This window comes from Streptomyces antibioticus (assembly GCF_002019855.1).
Lineage (GTDB): Bacteria > Actinomycetota > Actinomycetes > Streptomycetales > Streptomycetaceae > Streptomyces > Streptomyces antibioticus_B.
In genome coordinates this window covers 5,434,406-5,451,695 of record NZ_CM007717.1, presented here as the reverse complement: position 1 = coordinate 5,451,695, position 17,290 = coordinate 5,434,406, and the positions used below count along the sequence as shown (strand labels likewise).

General features: G+C 71.5%; 16 protein-coding genes. 10 read left to right on the top strand and 6 right to left on the bottom strand.

Annotated features, from left to right (window positions below):
* Positions 1-199: 199 nt before the first annotated feature.
* Positions 200-1,570, top strand: coding sequence for a M14 family metallopeptidase (locus tag AFM16_RS24865; protein WP_078634665.1), 1,371 nt, complete (start codon positions 200-202; stop codon positions 1,568-1,570).
* Between the two features lie 3 nt (positions 1,571-1,573).
* On the opposite strand, the gene AFM16_RS24860 is transcribed toward AFM16_RS24865, so the two are convergent.
* The 4 genes from AFM16_RS24860 to AFM16_RS24845 form a co-directional block, all read right to left on the bottom strand.
* Positions 1,574-2,125, bottom strand: coding sequence for a hypothetical protein (locus AFM16_RS24860; RefSeq protein WP_078634664.1), 552 nt, complete (start codon positions 2,123-2,125; stop codon positions 1,574-1,576).
* A gap of 128 nt (positions 2,126-2,253) precedes the next feature.
* Positions 2,254-2,664 carry a RidA family protein gene (locus AFM16_RS24855; protein WP_030783586.1) on the bottom strand — a complete coding sequence of 137 codons (411 nt, stop codon included), beginning with the start codon at positions 2,662-2,664 and terminating at the stop codon, positions 2,254-2,256.
* Positions 2,661-3,425: an IclR family transcriptional regulator gene (locus AFM16_RS24850; protein ID WP_030783583.1), complete on the bottom strand. Its 765-nt coding sequence runs from the start codon at positions 3,423-3,425 to the stop codon at positions 2,661-2,663. The genes AFM16_RS24855 and AFM16_RS24850 overlap by 4 nt, the downstream gene beginning before the upstream one ends.
* A complete protein-coding gene (locus tag AFM16_RS24845) occupies positions 3,422-4,483 on the bottom strand; it encodes a sugar kinase (RefSeq protein WP_245177791.1) in 1,062 nt (353 codons plus the stop codon). Before AFM16_RS24845 ends, AFM16_RS24850 begins: the two co-directional genes overlap by 4 nt.
* Positions 4,484-4,607: 124 nt before the next feature.
* On the opposite strand from AFM16_RS24845, the gene AFM16_RS24840 reads away from it, so the two are divergent.
* Positions 4,608-5,873, top strand: a complete 1,266-nt coding sequence (locus tag AFM16_RS24840; RefSeq protein WP_078634662.1) for an amino acid deaminase — start codon at positions 4,608-4,610, stop codon at positions 5,871-5,873.
* Positions 5,874-5,954: 81 nt separating this feature from the next.
* Positions 5,955-7,565 carry an N-acyl-D-amino-acid deacylase family protein gene (locus AFM16_RS24835; protein WP_078634661.1) on the top strand — a complete coding sequence of 537 codons (1,611 nt, stop codon included), beginning with the start codon at positions 5,955-5,957 and terminating at the stop codon, positions 7,563-7,565.
* A 22-nt stretch (positions 7,566-7,587) separates the two neighbouring features.
* On the opposite strand, the gene AFM16_RS24830 is transcribed toward AFM16_RS24835, so the two are convergent.
* The gene (locus AFM16_RS24830; RefSeq protein WP_078634660.1) at positions 7,588-8,445 is read right to left on the bottom strand and encodes a S1 family peptidase; all 858 of its coding nucleotides are present in this window, start codon (positions 8,443-8,445) and stop codon (positions 7,588-7,590) included.
* A gap of 204 nt (positions 8,446-8,649) precedes the next feature.
* Between AFM16_RS24830 and AFM16_RS24825 the strand changes: the two genes are divergently transcribed.
* The 3 genes from AFM16_RS24825 to AFM16_RS24815 all read left to right on the top strand — a co-directional run bounded on the left by AFM16_RS24825 (position 8,650) and on the right by AFM16_RS24815 (position 11,064).
* Positions 8,650-9,861, top strand: a complete 1,212-nt coding sequence (locus AFM16_RS24825) for a pyridoxal phosphate-dependent aminotransferase (RefSeq protein WP_030783569.1) — start codon at positions 8,650-8,652, stop codon at positions 9,859-9,861.
* Between the two features lie 123 nt (positions 9,862-9,984).
* On the top strand, positions 9,985-10,416 hold the full coding sequence (locus AFM16_RS24820; RefSeq protein WP_030783566.1) for an SCO4983 family protein: 432 nt from the start codon (positions 9,985-9,987) through the stop codon (positions 10,414-10,416).
* 213 nt (positions 10,417-10,629) lie between these two features.
* Positions 10,630-11,064: a GtrA family protein gene (locus tag AFM16_RS24815; protein WP_030783563.1), complete on the top strand. Its 435-nt coding sequence runs from the start codon at positions 10,630-10,632 to the stop codon at positions 11,062-11,064.
* Positions 11,065-11,291: 227 nt separating this feature from the next.
* Here the strand turns inward: AFM16_RS24815 and AFM16_RS24810 are convergent, their stop codons facing one another.
* Positions 11,292-13,112, bottom strand: coding sequence for a phosphoenolpyruvate carboxykinase (GTP) (locus AFM16_RS24810; RefSeq protein ID WP_078634659.1), 1,821 nt, complete (start codon positions 13,110-13,112; stop codon positions 11,292-11,294).
* A gap of 339 nt (positions 13,113-13,451) precedes the next feature.
* Here AFM16_RS24810 and trhA point away from each other — a divergent pair, with 339 nt between their 5' ends.
* The 4 genes from trhA to AFM16_RS24790 all read left to right on the top strand — a co-directional run bounded on the left by trhA (position 13,452) and on the right by AFM16_RS24790 (position 17,274).
* Positions 13,452-14,165, top strand: a complete 714-nt coding sequence (gene trhA / locus AFM16_RS24805; protein ID WP_078634658.1) for a PAQR family membrane homeostasis protein TrhA — start codon at positions 13,452-13,454, stop codon at positions 14,163-14,165.
* A gap of 135 nt (positions 14,166-14,300) precedes the next feature.
* Positions 14,301-15,863, top strand: a complete 1,563-nt coding sequence (locus tag AFM16_RS24800; RefSeq protein WP_078634657.1) for a DHA2 family efflux MFS transporter permease subunit — start codon at positions 14,301-14,303, stop codon at positions 15,861-15,863.
* Between the two features lie 5 nt (positions 15,864-15,868).
* Positions 15,869-16,507 (top strand): TetR/AcrR family transcriptional regulator, encoded by a 639-nt coding sequence (locus AFM16_RS24795; RefSeq protein ID WP_245177790.1) that lies wholly within the window; start codon positions 15,869-15,871, stop codon positions 16,505-16,507.
* A 35-nt stretch (positions 16,508-16,542) separates the two neighbouring features.
* Positions 16,543-17,274, top strand: coding sequence for a Mut7-C RNAse domain-containing protein (locus AFM16_RS24790; protein WP_030783545.1), 732 nt, complete (start codon positions 16,543-16,545; stop codon positions 17,272-17,274).
* Positions 17,275-17,290 lie beyond the last annotated feature (16 nt).

Sequence of the window (17,290 nt, the reverse complement as noted above, 5' to 3'; positions counted from 1 at the left end):
ACCGAAAGGCGTGGCCATGCGTACACTGCGCGGCCCTCTTTCCGCATGATTCAGGCCAGCGCGACTCCTTGCCGTCTATTGACCTGCACATGCCATGCGCTCACGATGAGCGGCACCCGTACCGCCGCACAGCAAGCGCACAGCACGTCGCACGGAAGCAGCACGACCCCCCACACTTCCCTCCCCACAAGGAGATCTCATGCGACTCCGCATCCGCGGCTCAGGCTCCGGCGCCACCCGCGCCCGCGGCGGCAGGAGGCCCGCCGCCCTCGCCGCCCTGCTGGCCCTCGCCCTCGCGGCACCCCTCACGGCCACGGCCACCGACGCGGCGGCGAACGGCGCCCCCAAGCCGGCCGCCTCCGCCGACGACATCCGGCAGTACGAGATCCACGTCCACCACAGCACGCCCCAGATGCGCACGGCGATCGCCGCCGCCGGGGTGAGCGTCGACGAGGCCGACTCGGAGACCGTCGTCGTCTCCGGCCGCGCCGACCAGATCAAGAAGCTGCGCGCCCAGGGCTACGAGGTCTCCCTCGTGGGCTCCGCGCCGAACCGCGTCGCCGAGGACGAGGTACGGCTCTTCGACTTCCCGTCCGCCGACTCCCGTTACCACAACTACGCGGAGATGACGGCCGAGATCGACCAGCGCATCGCCGCCTACCCGACGATCATGAGCAAGCGCGTGATCGGCAAGTCCTACCAGGGCCGCGACATCGTCGCCGTCAAGATCAGCGACAACGTCGGCACCGACGAGGCCGAGCCCGAGGTGCTGTTCACCCACCACCAGCACGCCCGCGAGCACCTCACCGTGGAGATGGCCCTCTACCTGCTGCGCGAACTGGGCGCGGGCTACGGCACCGACAGCCGCGTCACGAACATGGTGAACGGCCGTGAGATCTGGGTCGTCCCGGACCTCAACCCGGACGGCGGCGAGTACGACATCGCCACCGGCTCCTACCGCTCCTGGCGCAAGAACCGCCAGCCCAACTCCGGTTCCTCGTACGTCGGTACGGACCTCAACCGCAACTGGGCCTACCGCTGGGGCTGCTGCGGCGGCTCCTCCGGCTCGACGTCGTCCGAGACCTACCGGGGCGCGGCCGCCGAGTCCGCGCCCGAGGTGAAGGTCGTCGCCGACTTCGTGCGCAGCCGGGTCGTGGGCGGCAAGCAGCAGATCACCGCCGGGATCGACTTCCACACCTACAGCCAACTGGTGCTGTGGCCCTTCGGGTACACCACCGCCGACACCACGACCGGGATGACCGCCGACGACCGCAACGCGTTCGCCACGGTCGGCCGCTCGATGGCCGCGAGCAACGGCTACACCCCGGAGCAGGCGAGCGACCTGTACATCACCGACGGGTCGATCGACGACTACCTCTGGGGCACGCACAAGATCTTCTCGTACACCTTCGAGATGTACCCGGGCTCGGCGGCCGGGGGCGGGTTCTACCCGCCCGACGAGGTCATCGAGCGGGAGACCTCCCGCAACAAGGACGCGGTGCTGCAACTCCTGGAGAACGCGGACTGCATGTACCGGTCCATCGGAAAGCAGGCGCAGTACTGCGCGTAGCGCCTAGTCCTCGGCGTCGGCGTCCTTCTCCTTGACGTCCGTGTCCTCGGCGTCGCCTTCCTCGAAGTAGGCGTCGAGGACCGCGTCGAGCTGGTCCTCCCACTCCTGGAAGCGGCTCCTGGCCGTCGCCTCGACCTCGATCGGGTACCAGCGGCGGTCAGGGGTGTGCACCGTGACGGTGAACCGCTTGCCGAACCGCGGTGTCTCCGTCTCCACGGCGCCGATCTCGTCCCAGCGGAACTCGCACGCCTCCTCGTCGAGGCGGAGCCGGACGCCGCGGGCGTCGGCGGTGATCCGCGCGCGGCGGTCGGACGCCTCGAAGACGGGACCGTCGGGCGTCTCGTCCTCGGCGGGGACCGTCGTCTCCGCCACGGCCTCCGCCTCCGCCTCCACGGGCGACTCCTCGGCGTCCTCGGCCTCCGTCACGCCGTCGGCCGGTGACGTGTCGTCGTCCGCCGGCTTCGCGGTCACGGGCGACGTGAGCCCGGGGATGAATGCCGGGTCGAATCCGGCGCCCTTCAGGGGCTGGCTGCTCGAACCTATGCGCTGCTCCACAGCGGGCAGTATGGTCGAAGTTCCTGTGCCGGACACAGTCGGCCCCGACTTCGTTATGAGACGCCTACACGATCGGGCCCGTCACCCCGCTGAGACACCGTCACCGGACCCGGCGGACCAGCCGAGTGCTAGCCGAGGACCGCCAGCGCGTCGATCTCGATGAGCAGCCCCGCGGGCAGGCCGACGTAGACCGTGGTGCGGGCGGCGGGCGGGGCGGTGAGCCGCTGCTCCTCGAAGTAGGCGTTGTAGAGCGCGTTCATCTCGGCGAAGTGGTCGACGTCCGTGAGGTAGACGCGGATCATCATCACGTCGTCCCAGGAGGCGCCGCCCTCTTCGAGGATCGCCTTGACGTTGGCGAGGGTCTGGAGGGTCTGCTCGCGCAGGGTGGGACCGGCGGGCGTCGGGGGCTGCCCCTCGACCGCGGGCAGGAAGCCGACCTGACCGGCGACCTGGAGGATGTTGCCCTTGCGCACGCCGTGCGAGAACTGCGCGGGCGGGGTGGTGTGGGTCTTCGGGGTGAGGGCGGTCTTCTCGGTCATCGGGACGTGTCCTTCGCTGGGGTTCTGCCGGAGTACTCGCCGCTGATGGTGTCCGCCGTACGGCGCACCAGCGGAAGCAGGGTGAGGAGTTCGTCGACGGTGACGACGACGTTCGGCGCGGAGACCGACATCGCGGCGACCACCCGGCCGTCGGCGCCCCGGACGGGGGCGGCGACGCAGTTGATGGACTCCTCGTGGCCGCCGAGGTCGGTGGCCCAGCCCTGGGCGCGGACCTTCTCCAACTCCCGTAGGAAAGCGGCCGCGTCGGGGGTGGAGCGGGCCGTGTAGAGCGGGTAGTCGAGCTGCTCGGCGACCGCCCGCCGTTCGGCCTCGGGCAGATCGGCGAGGAGCAGCTTGGCGACGGCGGCGACGGTGATGGCGACGGGCTTGCCGATACGGGAGTACATCCGCACCGGGTAGCGGCTCTCCACCTTGTCGATGTAGAGCACTTCGCCCTCCTCGTGCACGGCGAGGTGGACGGTGTGTCCGCACCGCTCGTTGAGCCGGACCAGGTGCGGGTGGGCGATCTCGCGGATGTCGAGGTTCTCCATCGCCTCCTGGGCGAGGGCGAAGAGGCGGGCCCCGAGGCGGTAGCGCTGGTCGGACTGGCGGTAGACCAGGCCGTGTTCGTGCAGGGTGCGCAGCAGCCGCAGGGCCGTCGACTTGTGGACGCCGAGCCGGTCGGCGACCCGGCCGAGGTCGGCGGGGCCCTCGGCGAGCAGCGGCAGGATGCTCAGGGCGCGGTCGACGGTCTGGCTCATGGGGCGGGTACCTCCTGCGGTGCGGCCGGGGCCTCCGTCCAGCCGGGGCCGAGTCGAAGTCTCCCCCACGCGTGGTCGTCGAGGGCGGCGAGCCGGTCGGCGTGGCCGCGGGTCGGGGGTACGGCCGTGTCGCCGGGGGTGGTGAGGGCCGCGGCGGCGGTGAGATGGCCGTGGCGCAGGCGTTCGCGTGCGCCGAGTCCGCGCAGGGTGGCGGAGAGGAACCCGGCGGCGAAGGCGTCCCCGGCGCCGGTGGTGGACACGACGTCGACGGCGAGGGCGGGTGCGAAGACAGCGGCCGCGCGGTCGGGCCCGAAGACCCTCGCTCCTCGTCCGCCGTCCTTCACCACCAGCGTCTCCGGCTCGGGCAGCAGGTCCCGGATCGCCCCGGGGTCGCCGGCCCGCACGCCCCACGCCTGGGCCGCCTCGTCCTCGCCCACGAAGACGAGGTCGGCGGCGCGGGCCAGTTCGAGGAGGACGTGTCCGGCGTCGCCGTCGCGCCACAGGCCCGGCCGGTGGTTGACGTCGAAGCTGATCAGCGGGCGGTCGGGGCCGGGGCGCAGCAGTTCGCGCAGCAGGTCCGCGCAGCCGCGCGACAGGGCCGCCGTGATCCCGGACAGGTGGAGGATCCGTCCGGCGCGGGCCGCCGTCAGGTCCACCGAGTCCACGGTCATCGCCGAGGCCGCCGAACCCGCCCGGTAGTAGGCCACCTCGTGCGCGGCCGTCGACCGGTCGTCCGCCGTACGGAAGTACACGCCCGTCGGACGCGCCGGGTCCCGCCGTACCGACGCGACGTCGACGCCGTGGGCGCCGATCGCCGTCACGAGGTGGTCGCCGAAGGCGTCCGCGCCGACCCGGCTCACCCAGCGGGCCGTGTGGCCGGCCGCCGCGAGCGCGCACACCACGTTGGACTCGGCGCCGCCGATGCCGCGCGCGAAGTGGCCCACGTCGGCGAGGCGGCCGGGGCCCGTCGGCACGAAGGTGACCATGGACTCGCCGAGCGCGACGACATCGACGGCCTCCATGGCGCCGGGGGCGTTGCGCGGTCCGGTGTCGGTCACGATCGTCGTAGCTCCCAGCCTCGGGCGGGTCGTTGACCCCGCGTCGGGCGAGATGTTAGACAGCAGCAAGCGATATACGCAATGGACGTTGCATTCAGCGCAACGCTCCTGATCAGGAGGTTCCATGAGCACCGAGGCGCTCGCCCGACTCGCCGAGGAACGCGTCGACCACCGCTTCAAGGGCCTCCCCCCGGACGCCGACGGCCTGACGGTCGGCGAGCTGACCGCGCAGCGCCGCAACCTCTTCACCGGCGGCTTCGCCACGCCCGTCCTCGCGCTCTCCGCCGAACGCCTTGAGCACAACCTGCGGCTCATGGAGACGTACGCGGACCGGCACGGGCTGGCCTTCGCCCCGCACGGCAAGACCTCCATGGCCCCGCAGCTCTTCCAGCGGCAGATCGACCGGGGCGCCTGGGGCATCACGCTCGCCGTACCGCATCAGGTGCGGGTGGCACGGGCGTTCGGCGTCGCGCGGGTCTTCCTCGCCAACGAGCTGGTGGACCCGGCGGCCCTGCGGTGGATCGCCGCCGAGCAGGACCGCGACCCGGAGTTCCGGCTCGTCTGTTACGTCGACTCCGTGCGCGGGGTGGAGCTGATGGACGCCGCGCTGCGCGGGGCGGGGCGGCCGGTGGACGTGGTCGTGGAACTGGCCGCGGGCGAGGGGGCGCGCACCGGGGTGCGCACCGAGGAGGAGTGCGCGGCCGTCGCGGACGCGGTGGCCGCCGTGCCGACGCTGCGGCTGACCGGGGTCGCCGGGTACGAGGGCGAGGTGCCGGGGGCGGACCCGGAGCGGGTGCACGCCTGGCTGCGCCGGCTGGTGGCGCTCGCCGTGAACTTCGACAAGGCGGGGCGGTTCGACGGCCTGGACGAGATCGTGGTCAGCGCGGGCGGCTCCGCCTGGTTCGACGCGGTCGCCGATGTCTTCGCGGAGATCCCCGGGCTCTCCCGGCCGGTGCTGAAGCTGCTGCGCTCGGGCGCGTACGTCTCGCACGACGACGGGCACTACCGCAGGCTGACCCCGTTCAACCGGGTGCCGGAGGAAGGGGCCCTGGAGCCGGCCTTCCGGCTGTGGACCCAGGTGGTCTCCCGCCCCAGCCCGGAGCAGGCGTTCGTCAACGCGGGCAAGCGCGACGCCGCCTACGACCTGGACCTCCCCTTCGCCCAGGTGGTGCGGCGCGACGGCGCGGAGCACCCGGCCACCGGGGTGTCGGTGACCGCCCTGTCCGACCAGCACGCCTGGCTGCGCACCCTGCCCGAGGCGGATCTGGAGGTGGGCGACTGGGTGGGCCTGGGCCTGTCCCATCCGTGCACGTCGTTCGACAAGTGGCCGCTGATCCCGGTGGCCGAGGCGGACGGCACGGTCGTCGAGTACGTCCGCACGTTCTTCTGATCCGCACGTTCTTCTGACCCGCGCGTCCTTATGATCCGCACGTTCCTCTGATCCGCACGTATCTCCGAGCGGGAGGCCGGTATGGAAGATCTCGTCGTCCGGGACGCGGACGTCGTCGACGGCAGCGGCGCGGACTCCTACCGTGCCGACGTCGTCATCGACGGCGGCCGGATCGTGTCGATCGTCAAGGAGGCGGCGGCCGCGGGCTGCCAGCGTCCCAAGGCGGTGCGCGAGCTGGACGCGGAGGGGCTGGTCCTGGCCCCCGGCTTCATCGACATGCACGCCCACAGCGATCTGGCGCTGCTGCGCGACCCGGACCACAGCGCGAAGGCCGCGCAGGGCGTGACCCTGGAGGTCCTGGGCCAGGACGGGCTGTCGTACGCGCCGGTGGACGACGCCACGCTCGAAGGGGTCCGGCGGGCCGTCACGGGGTGGAACGGCCACGGCGACGACATCGACTTCGACTGGCGGTCGGTGGGCGAGTACCTGGACCGGCTGGACCGGGGCATCGCGGTCAACGCGGCCTATCTGATCCCGCAGGGCACCCTGCGGGCGCTGGTCGTCGGCTGGACGGACCGCCCGGCCACGGACCGGGAGCTGGACCGGATGCGGCAGTTGGTGGCCGAGGGCATGGAACAGGGCGCGGTCGGGCTGTCGTCCGGGCTGACCTACACCCCGGGGATGTACGCGCCGGACACCGAACTCACCGAACTGTGCCGGGTGGTGGCGCGGTACGGCGGCTACTACTGCCCCCACCACCGCTCCTACGGCGCGGGTGCCCTGGAGGCGTACGCGGAGATGGTGGCGCTGACCCGTGAGGCGGGCTGTGCGCTCCATCTGGCCCACGCCACCATGAACTTCGGGGTGAACGAGGGCCGGGCGCCGGAGCTGGTGGCGCTGCTGGACGAGGCGCTGGACGCGGGCGCCGACATCACCCTGGACACCTATCCGTACACCGCGGGCTGCACCACCCTCGCGGCGCTGCTGCCGAGCTGGGCGGGCGAGGGCGGCCCGGCGGAGATCCTGCGCCGCCTCGCGGACGACGAGACCGCCGAGCGCGTCCGCCACGATCTGGAGGTGACCGGCTCCGACGGCTGCCACGGTGTACCGGTCGACTGGGAGACCATCGAGATCTCGGGCGTGACGGACCCGGCCCTGGGCGACTTCGTGGGCCGTACGGTCGCCCGGTCGGCGGCGCTGCGCGGCGAGAGCCCCTGGCAGACGGCCCGCGCACTGCTCCTCGCGGACCGGCTCGGCCCGGCGATCCTCCAGCACGTCGGCCATGAGGACAACGTCCGCACGATCATGCGGCACCGGGTCCACACGGGCGGTTCGGACGGCATCCTCCAGGGCGCGAAACCGCACCCGCGCGCGTACGGCACCTTCCCGCGCTACCTCGGGGAGTACGTACGGGAGGCGGGCGTCCTGTCGCTGGAGGAGTGCGTCGCCCATCTGACCGGCCGCCCGGCGGCCCGTCTGCGCCTGCCGGACCGGGGCCTGGTCCGCGAGGGTTACCGCGCCGACCTGGTCCTGTTCGACCCGGCGACGGTGGCGGCGGGCGCGACCTACGACCACCCCCGCGCCCTGCCGACCGGCATCCCGCACGTCCTGATCGACGGCCGTTTCGTCATCGAGGACGGCCGGCGCACGGACGTCCTGGCGGGGCGGGCGGTCCGTCGCAGTCCCATGTGACGGAACGCCCCGCGCGCGGCGCCTACGGCTTGGGCAGGGCGCAGCCGGCCGCGTTCAGGTTGAGCTGGTTGCCGGTGGTGAAGCAGGCCGGGATCAGATAGGTCTGCTGGGCGTAGTTGATGCCCTTGCGGACGGTGACGTTGCCGGCGGTGTCGACCTCGCAGGGGTTGTTCACCGTGCAGGACTGGCCGTCCTCGTTGCCGGTGTTGTTGACGGCGACGACCTTGCCGGTGGCCTGGTCGACCACCGGGGAGCCGGAGGTGCCGCCGATGGTCTGGCAGGCGGAGGTGTAGCGGACCGAGTCCTTCCAGGTCCAGTCGCCCTCCTTGATGCGGTACACGAAGCCGTCGATATTGCAGTTGTAGAGCCGCTTCCAGTAGCCGGACGCCACGGTGATGGCGGTGCCGGCGGCCGGGTGCGTGTCCTGCACGGTCAGCGCGGAGATGCCGTAGCTGTTGCGGATCGTCGCGTAGCTGCTGGTGAGCTGGTAGATCGAGACGTCCGTGTCGGTCATCGTCGCGTAGGCGAGCTTGGAGGCGCGCAGGGTCGCGACCCGGGTGCCGGAGGAGTTGAGCAGTCCGAAGGTGCGGGTGGAGGACTGGTTGGTGATGACCTCGCCGGGCTCCGGGAAGCCGGAGGTCAGACAGTGGCCGTTGCTGAGCACCAGCGCGGGGTCGGTGTCCAGGGAGTTCGGGAAGCGGACGACCGAGCCGGAACAGTTGCTGAGCGCGACGGTCCCGGCGAGGGTGACGGCCTGGAGCGTGGGGGCTGCGGCCTTGGTGTCGGCGGCCTTGGTCTCGGCGGCACTGGCGCTCGCGGGTGCCGCGCCCGCCCCGGCTATGGCCAGGGCGATGAGCGCGGCGACGAGAGGCTTTCTCATGTGGGGGTCCCCTCTGCACGACGGGGCGACCGGGATCCGCCGGCCGCCCGCTGAATTGTCATGTGCATTCTGATTACAGAGGGGGGCGTGGGCAAGGAGTCATTTCCGGCCGGGAGCGCCCCGGGAAAAATCCCCCTAAAGTGCGCGTCTCACGTGGTGGAAAACACGCCCCGGCGGGCGTTACCGCACCGTAAGCTCCCAGACATGCAGGTGATCCAGTCGACGAAGCTCGCCAACGTCTGTTACGAGATCCGGGGTCCGGTTCTCGAGGAGGCGATGCGTCTGGAGGCGGCGGGCCACCGCATCCTCAAGCTCAACACCGGCAACCCGGCGGCGTTCGGGTTCGAGTGCCCGCCGGAGATCCTGGAGGACATCCTCCGCAACGTCTCCTCGGCGCACGGCTACGGCGACGCCAAGGGCCTGCTGGCCGCGCGCCGGGCGGTCGTCATGCACAACCAGACCCTCGGTATCGAGACGGACGTCGAGCACGTCTTCATCGGCAACGGCGTCTCCGAGCTGATCGTGATGGCCATGCAGGGCCTGCTGGACGACGGCGACGAGGTGCTGGTCCCGGCCCCCGACTACCCGCTGTGGACGGCCGCCGTGTCACTGTCCGGCGGCACGGCCGTGCACTACCGCTGCGACGAGCAGTCCGACTGGATGCCGGACCTCGCCGACATCGAGCGCAAGGTCACCGACCGCACCAAGGCGCTCGTCATCATCAACCCCAACAACCCGACCGGCGCCGTCTACGACGAGGCCATGATCCGGGGCCTGACGGACATCGCCCGCCGCCACAACCTGCTGGTCTGCTCCGACGAGATCTACGACAAGATCCTCTACGACGGCGCCACCCACACCCCGACCGCGAAGATCGCCCCCGACCTGCTCACCCTCACCTTCAACGGCATGTCGAAGGCGTACCGGGTGGCCGGTTACCGGGTCGGCTGGATGTCGATCTCCGGTCCGCGCGCGCACGCCGACTCCTACATCGAGGGTCTGACGATCCTGGCGAACATGCGGCTGTGCGCCAACATGCCGGGCCAGCACGGCGTGGTGGCCGCCCTCACCGGGCGGCAGTCCGTGAACGACCTGGTGCTGCCCGGCGGACGGCTCAAGGAGCAGATGGACACGGCCTACGAGCTGCTCACGCAGATCCCCGGGGTGACGTGCGTGCGGCCGAAGGGGGCGCTGTATCTCTTCCCGCGCCTGGACCCGACGGTGTTCAAGGTCAAGGACGACCGGCAGATGGTCCTGGACCTGCTGCGGCAGGAGAAGATCATGGTCGTCCAGGGCACCGGCTTCAACTGGCCCGAGCCGGACCACTTCCGGGTGGTGACCCTGCCGACGACGACGGACCTGCGGGACGCGATGGGCCGCATCGCCCGCTTCCTGGACGGCTACGGCCAGCCCTGAGGCCCGACCCGACACCCTCGCCGTCACCCTGCGTGAAGCAGTGGTCCACTTCTGTCAACGACTCAACTTTAGACGAAATCCAAGCTAGGATGGCTTCCTGTCAGAGCACAGGAGGCCATCCTCATGTACGAGCCGATCCGCACCAAGTCGGTCCACAGCACGATGGCCGGCAGCTCCGCCGACTTCCCCCACCGCACCCGCGAGGAGGAGCTGGACATCCAGCTCGCCGGTCACCTCGCGGCGCTGCTCGCCGTCACCGACGAGCTGCGTGCACCGGCCCCGTCCGCCGATCTGGACAACGCGGCCGCACGGCTCGCGCAGCAGGTCAGCCGGTTGCGGGGAGGACGGACGCCGGTCCGCGCCGTGGCTTCCGACAGCCCCGGGGCACCCGTGGTGGCCCTGCACGAACGGGCGCACTCCCTCGCGGGACGCGCCCTGCTCGTCGCCGCGTCCCGCGCGGACACGGCGGCGGCGATCCTGGCGGCCCAGCGCATGGACGCGCACGCCGCCGCGCTGGCCGAGGCCGGGTCCGAGCTGACGGCCACCGCCGGCTGACCCCTCCCCGAGGGTCTCCGGTCCCCTGGGTACCTGAACCTCCCAGGGTCCCGGACCCCCCGGGCCCCCCGAACGGCCCCGGTCCGCGTGCACCCGCAGCGACGCGCGGACCGGGCGCCATGCCTCCCCGGGAAGGGACGGGCGCACCGTCACCCAGGCCGCCCAACTTGCCTACACACGGTGAGATTTGCTCACTTACGGTACGGTACGGGGATGGCCCGGCCCGTCGAGACACCCGCGCCCCGTCGCGAAGGGGTCGCCCGTCAGCTCCCCGTCTTCGCGGTCGTCGGCGCGCTGTCCACCGTCGCCTATCTGGGCCTGTACGCCGTGCTGCGGCCGGCGCTCGACGCCCAGCTCTCCAATCTGATCGCGCTGCTGGTGACCGCCGTGGCGAACACCGCCGCCAATCGCAGGTTCACGTTCGGGGTGCAGGGGACGCGGGGCGCCGCCCGGCAGCATCTGCGGGGACTGGTGGCCTTCGCCGCCGGGCTCGCGCTCAGCGGCGGCGCGCTCGCCCTGGCGCACCGGACCCTGTCGGACGCGCGGACGGTGGAGCTGGGCGCCCTGATCCTGGCCAACGGGGCCGCGACGGCGGTGCGTTTCCTGCTGCTGCGGCACTGGGTGTTCGCCGCGCGGAGCCCTTCATAGCGGAGCCCTTCATAGGCGAGGGCCCGTCGTCTCATGGGCGAGGGCCTGTCGTCTCATAGGCGAGGGCCCGTCGTCGTCCCCCCGTCGGGGCGGACGGGGGGACGACGACAGGCCCATGGCCGCGCACGCCGTTGTACGCGACTCGCCGGTGTGCACCGCGGCCGGCCGTGACGATCACTGGTCAGGGCACCCATCCCGTGCCGGCCGCGGAGTCTTCGCTGCGGAACTCAGCCCAGGCGCTGCACCAGCGCGCGGTACTCGTCCCACAGTTCCTTCGGGGTGTGGTCGCCGAAGGTGTTGAGGTGCTCGGGGACCAGGGCGGCCTCCTCGCGCCAGACCTCCTTGTCGACCGTAAGGAGGAAGTCGAGGTCGTCGTCGGCCAGTTCGAGGCCCTTGGTGTCCAGGGCGTCCCGGGTCGGCAGCACGCCGATCGGGGTCTCGACGCCCTCGGCCGCGCCGTCGAGACGCTCCACGATCCACTTCAGGACGCGGCTGTTCTCGCCGAAGCCGGGCCAGACGAACTTGCCCTCGTCGTTCTTGCGGAACCAGTTGACGTAGTAGATCTTCGGCAGCTTGGCCTGGTCCTTGTCCTTGGCCACGTCGATCCAGTGCGCCATGTAGTCGCCCATGTTGTAGCCGCAGAAGGGCAGCATGGCGAAGGGGTCGCGGCGCAGCTCGCCGACCTTGCCCTCGGCGGCGGCGGTCTTCTCGGAGGCCACGTTGGCGCCGAGGAACACGCCGTGGTTCCAGTCGAAGGACTCGGTGACCAGCGGGACCGCGCTCGCGCGCCGCCCGCCGAAGAGGATCGCCGAGATCGGCACGCCCTTGGGGTCCTCCCACTCGGGCGCGATGATCGGGCACTGGGCGGCCGGGACGGTGAAGCGGGCGTTGGGGTGGGCGGCCGGGGCGTCGGAGGACGGCGTCCAGTCGTTGCCCTTCCAGTCCGTGAGGTGGGCGGGGGTCTCCTCGGTCATGCCCTCCCACCAGATGTCGCCGTCGTCGGTGAGCGCGACGTTGGTGAAGACGGAGTTGCCCCACAGGGTCTTCATGGCGTTGGCGTTGGTGTGCTCGCCGGTGCCGGGCGCGACGCCGAAGAAGCCGGCCTCGGGGTTGATGGCGTAGAGGCGGCCGTCCTCGCCGAAGCGCATCCAGGCGATGTCGTCGCCGATGGTCTCGACCGTCCAGCCGGAGATCGTGGGCTCCAGCATGGCGAGGTTGGTCTTGCCGCAGGCGGACGGGAAGGCGGCGGCGACGTACTTCGACTCGCCCTGCGGCGGGGTGAGCTTGAGGATCAGCATGTGCTCGGCGAGCCAGCCCTCGTCACGGGCCATGACGGAGGCGATGCGCAGCGCGTAGCACTTCTTGCCGAGCAGGGCGTTGCCGCCGTAGCCGGAGCCGTAGGACCAGATCTCGCGGTCCTCGGGGAAGTGCGAGATGTACTTGGTCGTGTTGCACGGCCACGGGACGTCGGCCTGGCCCTCCGCCAGCGGGGCGCCGAGGGAGTGCACGGCCTTGACGAAGAAGCCGTCGGTGCCGAGTTCGTCCAGGACCGGCTGTCCCATGCGGGTCATGGTGCGCATGGACACGGCGACGTACGCCGAGTCGGTGATCTCCACGCCGATCGCGGACAGCGGGGAGCCGAGCGGGCCCATGCAGAAGGGCACGACGTACATCGTGCGGCCGCGCATCGAGCCGCGGAACAGGCCCTTGTCACTGGCGAAGATCTCCCGCATCTCGGCGGGGTCCTTCCAGTGGTTGGTGGGGCCCGCGTCCTGCTCCTTCTCGGAACAGATGAAGGTCCGGTCCTCGACGCGGGCGACGTCGGTGGGGTCGGAGGCGGCGTAGTAGGAGTTCGGGCGCTTGATCGGGTCGAGCCGGCGGAAGGTGCCCTTCTCGACCAGCTCGCCGCACAGCCGCTCGTACTCGGCCTCGGATCCGTCGCACCAGACCACGCTGTCCGGCTGGGTCAGTTCGGCGATCTCGTCGACCCACGAGATCAGTTCCTGGTGGTTGGTCGGGACGGAGGGAGCCGCGATGTCGCGCGCCACGATTGCTCCTAGATGAGGGGTTTTTTGTTGGAGGCCCCGTGGGGGCTGCGGCCCGGACGCTGCACGATTCCCGATCTTCGGCGCTCATCCGGTGCCGACCGCACTCATCTGATCATCCGACGCTCGCGCCCATCTGTCCAGAAGGCATCACAGGTGAGCGACGTGAGGATCGCCACGCATAACCCGCGTTCTTTGCGTCCGCTTGGCGTTCGGCTGAAGATTCTTTTGGGGGAACCCGACCCGGACCGGCAGCCGATCGCGTGAGATGATGGCCACTCTTCGCCCTTCAACCGCCGACCCTGATCCGTAACTTACGGGTCCGTAGGTACGATGCCGCCCATGACTGCGCCCGCCCCCGACGCCTCCACGGACACACCGGCCGCCGGCCGCGGCCCCGTCGCGTTGTCCCTGCCGCATCCGGTCAAGCCCAAGCTCCGCGGCTGGCTGCATCTGGCCATGTTCCCGGCCGCACTCATCGCCGGTCTGGTGCTCACCGCCCTGGCCGACTCCACCCGCGGGCGGATCGCCTGCGGAATCTACGCACTGACCGCCTGCCTGCTGTTCGGGGTGAGCGCGCTCTACCACCGGGGCGACTGGAGCCCGCGGATGGACGGCGTGCTGCGCCGCCTGGACCACGCCAACATCTTCCTGATCATCGCGGGCACCTACACCCCGCTCACCCTGCTGCTCCTGCCGGAGGCCAAGGGCCAGTGGCTCATGTGGGGGATCTGGGGCGCGGCCCTCGCGGGCATCGCGTTCCGGGTGTTCTGGGTGGGCGCCCCGCGCTGGCTCTACACGCCCTGCTACATCGCGATGGGCTGGGCGGCCGTCTTCTTCCTGCCGGACTTCATGCGCACCGGCGGTATCGCCGTGCTGGTCCTGGTGATCGTCGGCGGTCTCCTCTACAGCGCGGGCGGCGTGATCTACGGCATCAAGCGGCCGAATCCGTCACCGCGCTGGTTCGGCTTCCATGAGGTCTTCCACTCGCTGACGCTGGCCGCGTTCGTCGTCCACTACGTCGGCATCTCGCTGGTGGCGTACCAGCACGCATAGGCGCTTTCCAGCCTTTCCCCGGCCACGGCTCCTCAGCCGTGGCCGGTTTTTTCATGCCCGGACGAGCCTGGAGCGCCTCGACCGAGGGGGGCTGGCGATTGACAGAGACTACATTTTGAGAGTTACTTTCATTTCATGGACACTCTCACTTCAGAGACCGTCGCTCCCCACCCCCGTCGCTGGTGGGCCCTGGGCGCCCTGGTCGCGAGCATGCTGACGCTCGGCTTCGACATGACGATCCTCAACGTGGCCCTGCCGACCATGGCCGCCGACCTCGGGGCGACCACCGGCGAACAGCAGTGGATGGCGGACGCCTACATCGTCGTCTTCGCGGCCCTGATGCTCCCGGCCGGACTGCTCGGCGACCGGTTCGGACGGCGCCGGATGCTCGTCGCCGGACTCGGCGTCTTCCTCGCCGGATCGGCGCTCGGCGCGTTCGCCGGAGACGTGCCGTGGGTGATCGCCGCCCGCGCCCTGATGGGCGTCGGAGGCGCCCTGGTCACCCCGCTCGCGCTCTCCGTGCTGCCCTCGCTGTTCCCGCCCGAGGAGCGCACCAAGGCCGTCGGCATCGTCTCGGCCGGGTCCACGCTCGGCCTGCCGCTCGGACCGATCCTCGGCGGCTGGCTGCTCGACCACTTCTGGTGGGGCTCGGTCTTCCTGATCAACGTCCCGATGGCCGCCCTCGGCATCGCCGCCTGCGTCCTGCTGCTGCCCGAAACCCGCGACCCCTCCTCGCCCCGGGTCGACACCCTCTCCACCGCGCTCACCGCGGCCGGCCTCGGCACCCTGATCTACGCGATCATCGAGGCGCCCGCCCGCGGCTGGTCCGACCCCCTGGTCCTCGCCCTGTTCGCCGCCTCGGCCGTCCTGATCGCCGCCCTCGTGGTGCGGGAGCGGCGGGTCGCGCGGCCGATGCTCGACATGGGGCTGCTCGCCCACCGCGGATTCCTGTTCAACACCCTCGCCGCGACGCTGGTGATGTTCGTGCTGTCCGGCCTGATGTTCGTGCTGCCGCCCTACCTCCAGGCGGTCCTCGGCCATGACGCCCTCGGCACCGGGGTACGGCTGCTGCCGCTGATGGCCGGGCTGATCGTCGCCGCGCGCGCCGCCCAGCCGGTCGTGGACCGGTTCGGGGCCCGGGCCGCGGTGAGCGCCGGCCTGGTGGTGATGGCCTTCGCCGCGTTCCTCGGCAGCCGTACGACGGTCGAGACCGGCTACGGCTTCACCGCGCTGTGGCTGGTCTTCGTCGGGGTCGGCTTCGGTTTCTCCGTCGTCCCCGCGATGGCCGGCGCCCTCACCACCCTGCCCGCCGACCGGGCCGGCAGCGGCTCCGGACTGCTGATGACGCTGCGGCAGGTGGGCGGCGCGATCGGGGTCGCACTGCTCGGCAGCCTGCTCGCGGGCGCCTTCCGCGACCGTCTCGACGTCACCGGACTGCCCGCCGACGCCGCCGGCACCGCCGGGGACTCGGTGGTCGCCGCGCATCTGATCGCGGAGAAGGCCGGCTCCGCGCAGCTCGCCGCCTCCGCGAACGGCGCCTACGTCCACGGCATGACCCTCGTGCTGCTGGTGTGCGGGGCGGCCGCCCTGGTCGCGGCGCTGCTCGCCGCCGCGTTCCTGCCCGCGGCCCAAGCCGGGCGGGACGCGGAGAGCGCCGACGACGACATGGCCGCGCCCACGGCCGATGCCCGACAATGAGGCCCATGACGGCCGCACGCACCTCCACCCCCGCCGACCGCCCCCGGACCCCCGGGCCGGGCCTGCGCGAGCGCAAGAAGATCAAGACCCGCGAGGCGATCCGCACCGCGACCTACGCGCTGATCAGGGAGCAGGGGTACGACACCACGACGATCGACCAGATCGCCGAGCGGGCCGAGGTGTCGCCGTCGACCGTCTTCCGGTACTTCCCGACCAAGGAGGACATCGTCCTCACCGACGAGTACGACCAGGTCCTGCTGGAGGAGCTGCGGGCCCGCCCGGCGGACGAGCCGTGGCCGGACGCCCTGCGGTGGGTGATGCGGGAGGCCGTGCGCACCGGCGTCGAGGAGGACGTCGAGGTGGCGCGGCTGCGCACCCGTCTGATGGTCCAGGTCCCGGCGGTGCGCTCGCGGATGATGGAGAGCATGTCGGTCACCGGCCGGCTGCTGTGCACCGCGATCGCCGAGCGCACCGGCGGCGACCCCGACAGCCTGGAGGTCCGGGTCTACGCCATGTCCCTGATCGGCGGTCTGATGGAGACGTCCCTGTACTGGGCGGAGAACGGCCACCGGGACGACTTCGAGACCCTCGTGGACCGCACCGTGACGGTCCTGGAGCACGGGCTGCCGACCGGGAAACACTGAGGCCGCCCGCCCCTCCCCCGTGCCATGCTGGCCGGGTGAACGCAGCACAGATCCACGTCGAAGTCGCCCCCGAGCTGGCCCTGTTCGTCCCGCACGCCCGACGCTCCGGCGCCACCGCGCTGGCCGTCGACGGCGTCTCCACACTCGGCCATGTCGTCGAGTCGCTCGGGGTGCCGCTGACCGAGGTCGGCACCCTGCTCGTGGACGGCCGCGCGGTGGCCGTCTCCCATGTCCCGGCGGACGGCGAGGCGGTCGCCGTGCGGCCGGTCGAGCGCCCCCAGCGGGTGCCCGGCGCCCCGCTGCGCTTCCTTCTCGACGTCCACCTCGGCACGCTGGCCCGCCGGCTGCGGCTGCTCGGTGTGGACACCGCCTACGAGTCGACGGACATCGGCGATCCGGCGCTCGCCGCCCGCTCGGCGGCCGAGCGGCGGGTGATGCTCAGCCGCGACCGGGGGCTGCTGCGCCGCCGTGAGCTGTGGGCGGGCGCGTTCGTCTACAGCACCAGCCCGGACGAGCAACTGCGGGACGTGCTGGCCCGGTTCGCGCCCGAGCTGCGCCCGTGGACGCGCTGCACCGCCTGCAACGGCATGCTGCGCGAGGCCACCAAGGACGAGGTCGCCGACCAGTTGGAGCACGGCACGCGGCGGTCCTACGACGTGTTCGCGCAGTGCTCCGCGTGCGGGCGGGCGTACTGGAAGGGCGCGCACCACGAACAGCTCGAAGCCATCGTGGAGCGCGCCCTCAGCGAGTTCGCCGGCGACCGCTAGGAGCGGCCAGAAGCCG

What these genes read in the sequence shown, in the direction of transcription:
- AFM16_RS24865 (WP_078634665.1), top strand. Translation starts at nt 200, where the DNA reads ATGCGACTCCGCATCCGCGGCTCAGGCTCCGGCGCCACCCGCGCCCGC.
- AFM16_RS24855 (WP_030783586.1), bottom strand. Translation starts at nt 2,664, where the DNA reads ATGACCGAGAAGACCGCCCTCACCCCGAAGACCCACACCACCCCGCCC.
- AFM16_RS24850 (WP_030783583.1), bottom strand. Translation starts at nt 3,425, where the DNA reads ATGAGCCAGACCGTCGACCGCGCCCTGAGCATCCTGCCGCTGCTCGCC.
- AFM16_RS24840 (WP_078634662.1), top strand. Translation starts at nt 4,608, where the DNA reads ATGAGCACCGAGGCGCTCGCCCGACTCGCCGAGGAACGCGTCGACCAC.
- AFM16_RS24835 (WP_078634661.1), top strand. Translation starts at nt 5,955, where the DNA reads ATGGAAGATCTCGTCGTCCGGGACGCGGACGTCGTCGACGGCAGCGGC.
- AFM16_RS24830 (WP_078634660.1), bottom strand. Translation starts at nt 8,445, where the DNA reads ATGAGAAAGCCTCTCGTCGCCGCGCTCATCGCCCTGGCCATAGCCGGG.
- AFM16_RS24825 (WP_030783569.1), top strand. Translation starts at nt 8,650, where the DNA reads ATGCAGGTGATCCAGTCGACGAAGCTCGCCAACGTCTGTTACGAGATC.
- AFM16_RS24820 (WP_030783566.1), top strand. Translation starts at nt 9,985, where the DNA reads ATGTACGAGCCGATCCGCACCAAGTCGGTCCACAGCACGATGGCCGGC.
- AFM16_RS24815 (WP_030783563.1), top strand. Translation starts at nt 10,630, where the DNA reads ATGGCCCGGCCCGTCGAGACACCCGCGCCCCGTCGCGAAGGGGTCGCC.
- trhA (WP_078634658.1), top strand. Translation starts at nt 13,452, where the DNA reads ATGACTGCGCCCGCCCCCGACGCCTCCACGGACACACCGGCCGCCGGC.
- AFM16_RS24800 (WP_078634657.1), top strand. Translation starts at nt 14,301, where the DNA reads ATGGACACTCTCACTTCAGAGACCGTCGCTCCCCACCCCCGTCGCTGG.
- AFM16_RS24795 (WP_245177790.1), top strand. Translation starts at nt 15,869, where the DNA reads ATGACGGCCGCACGCACCTCCACCCCCGCCGACCGCCCCCGGACCCCC.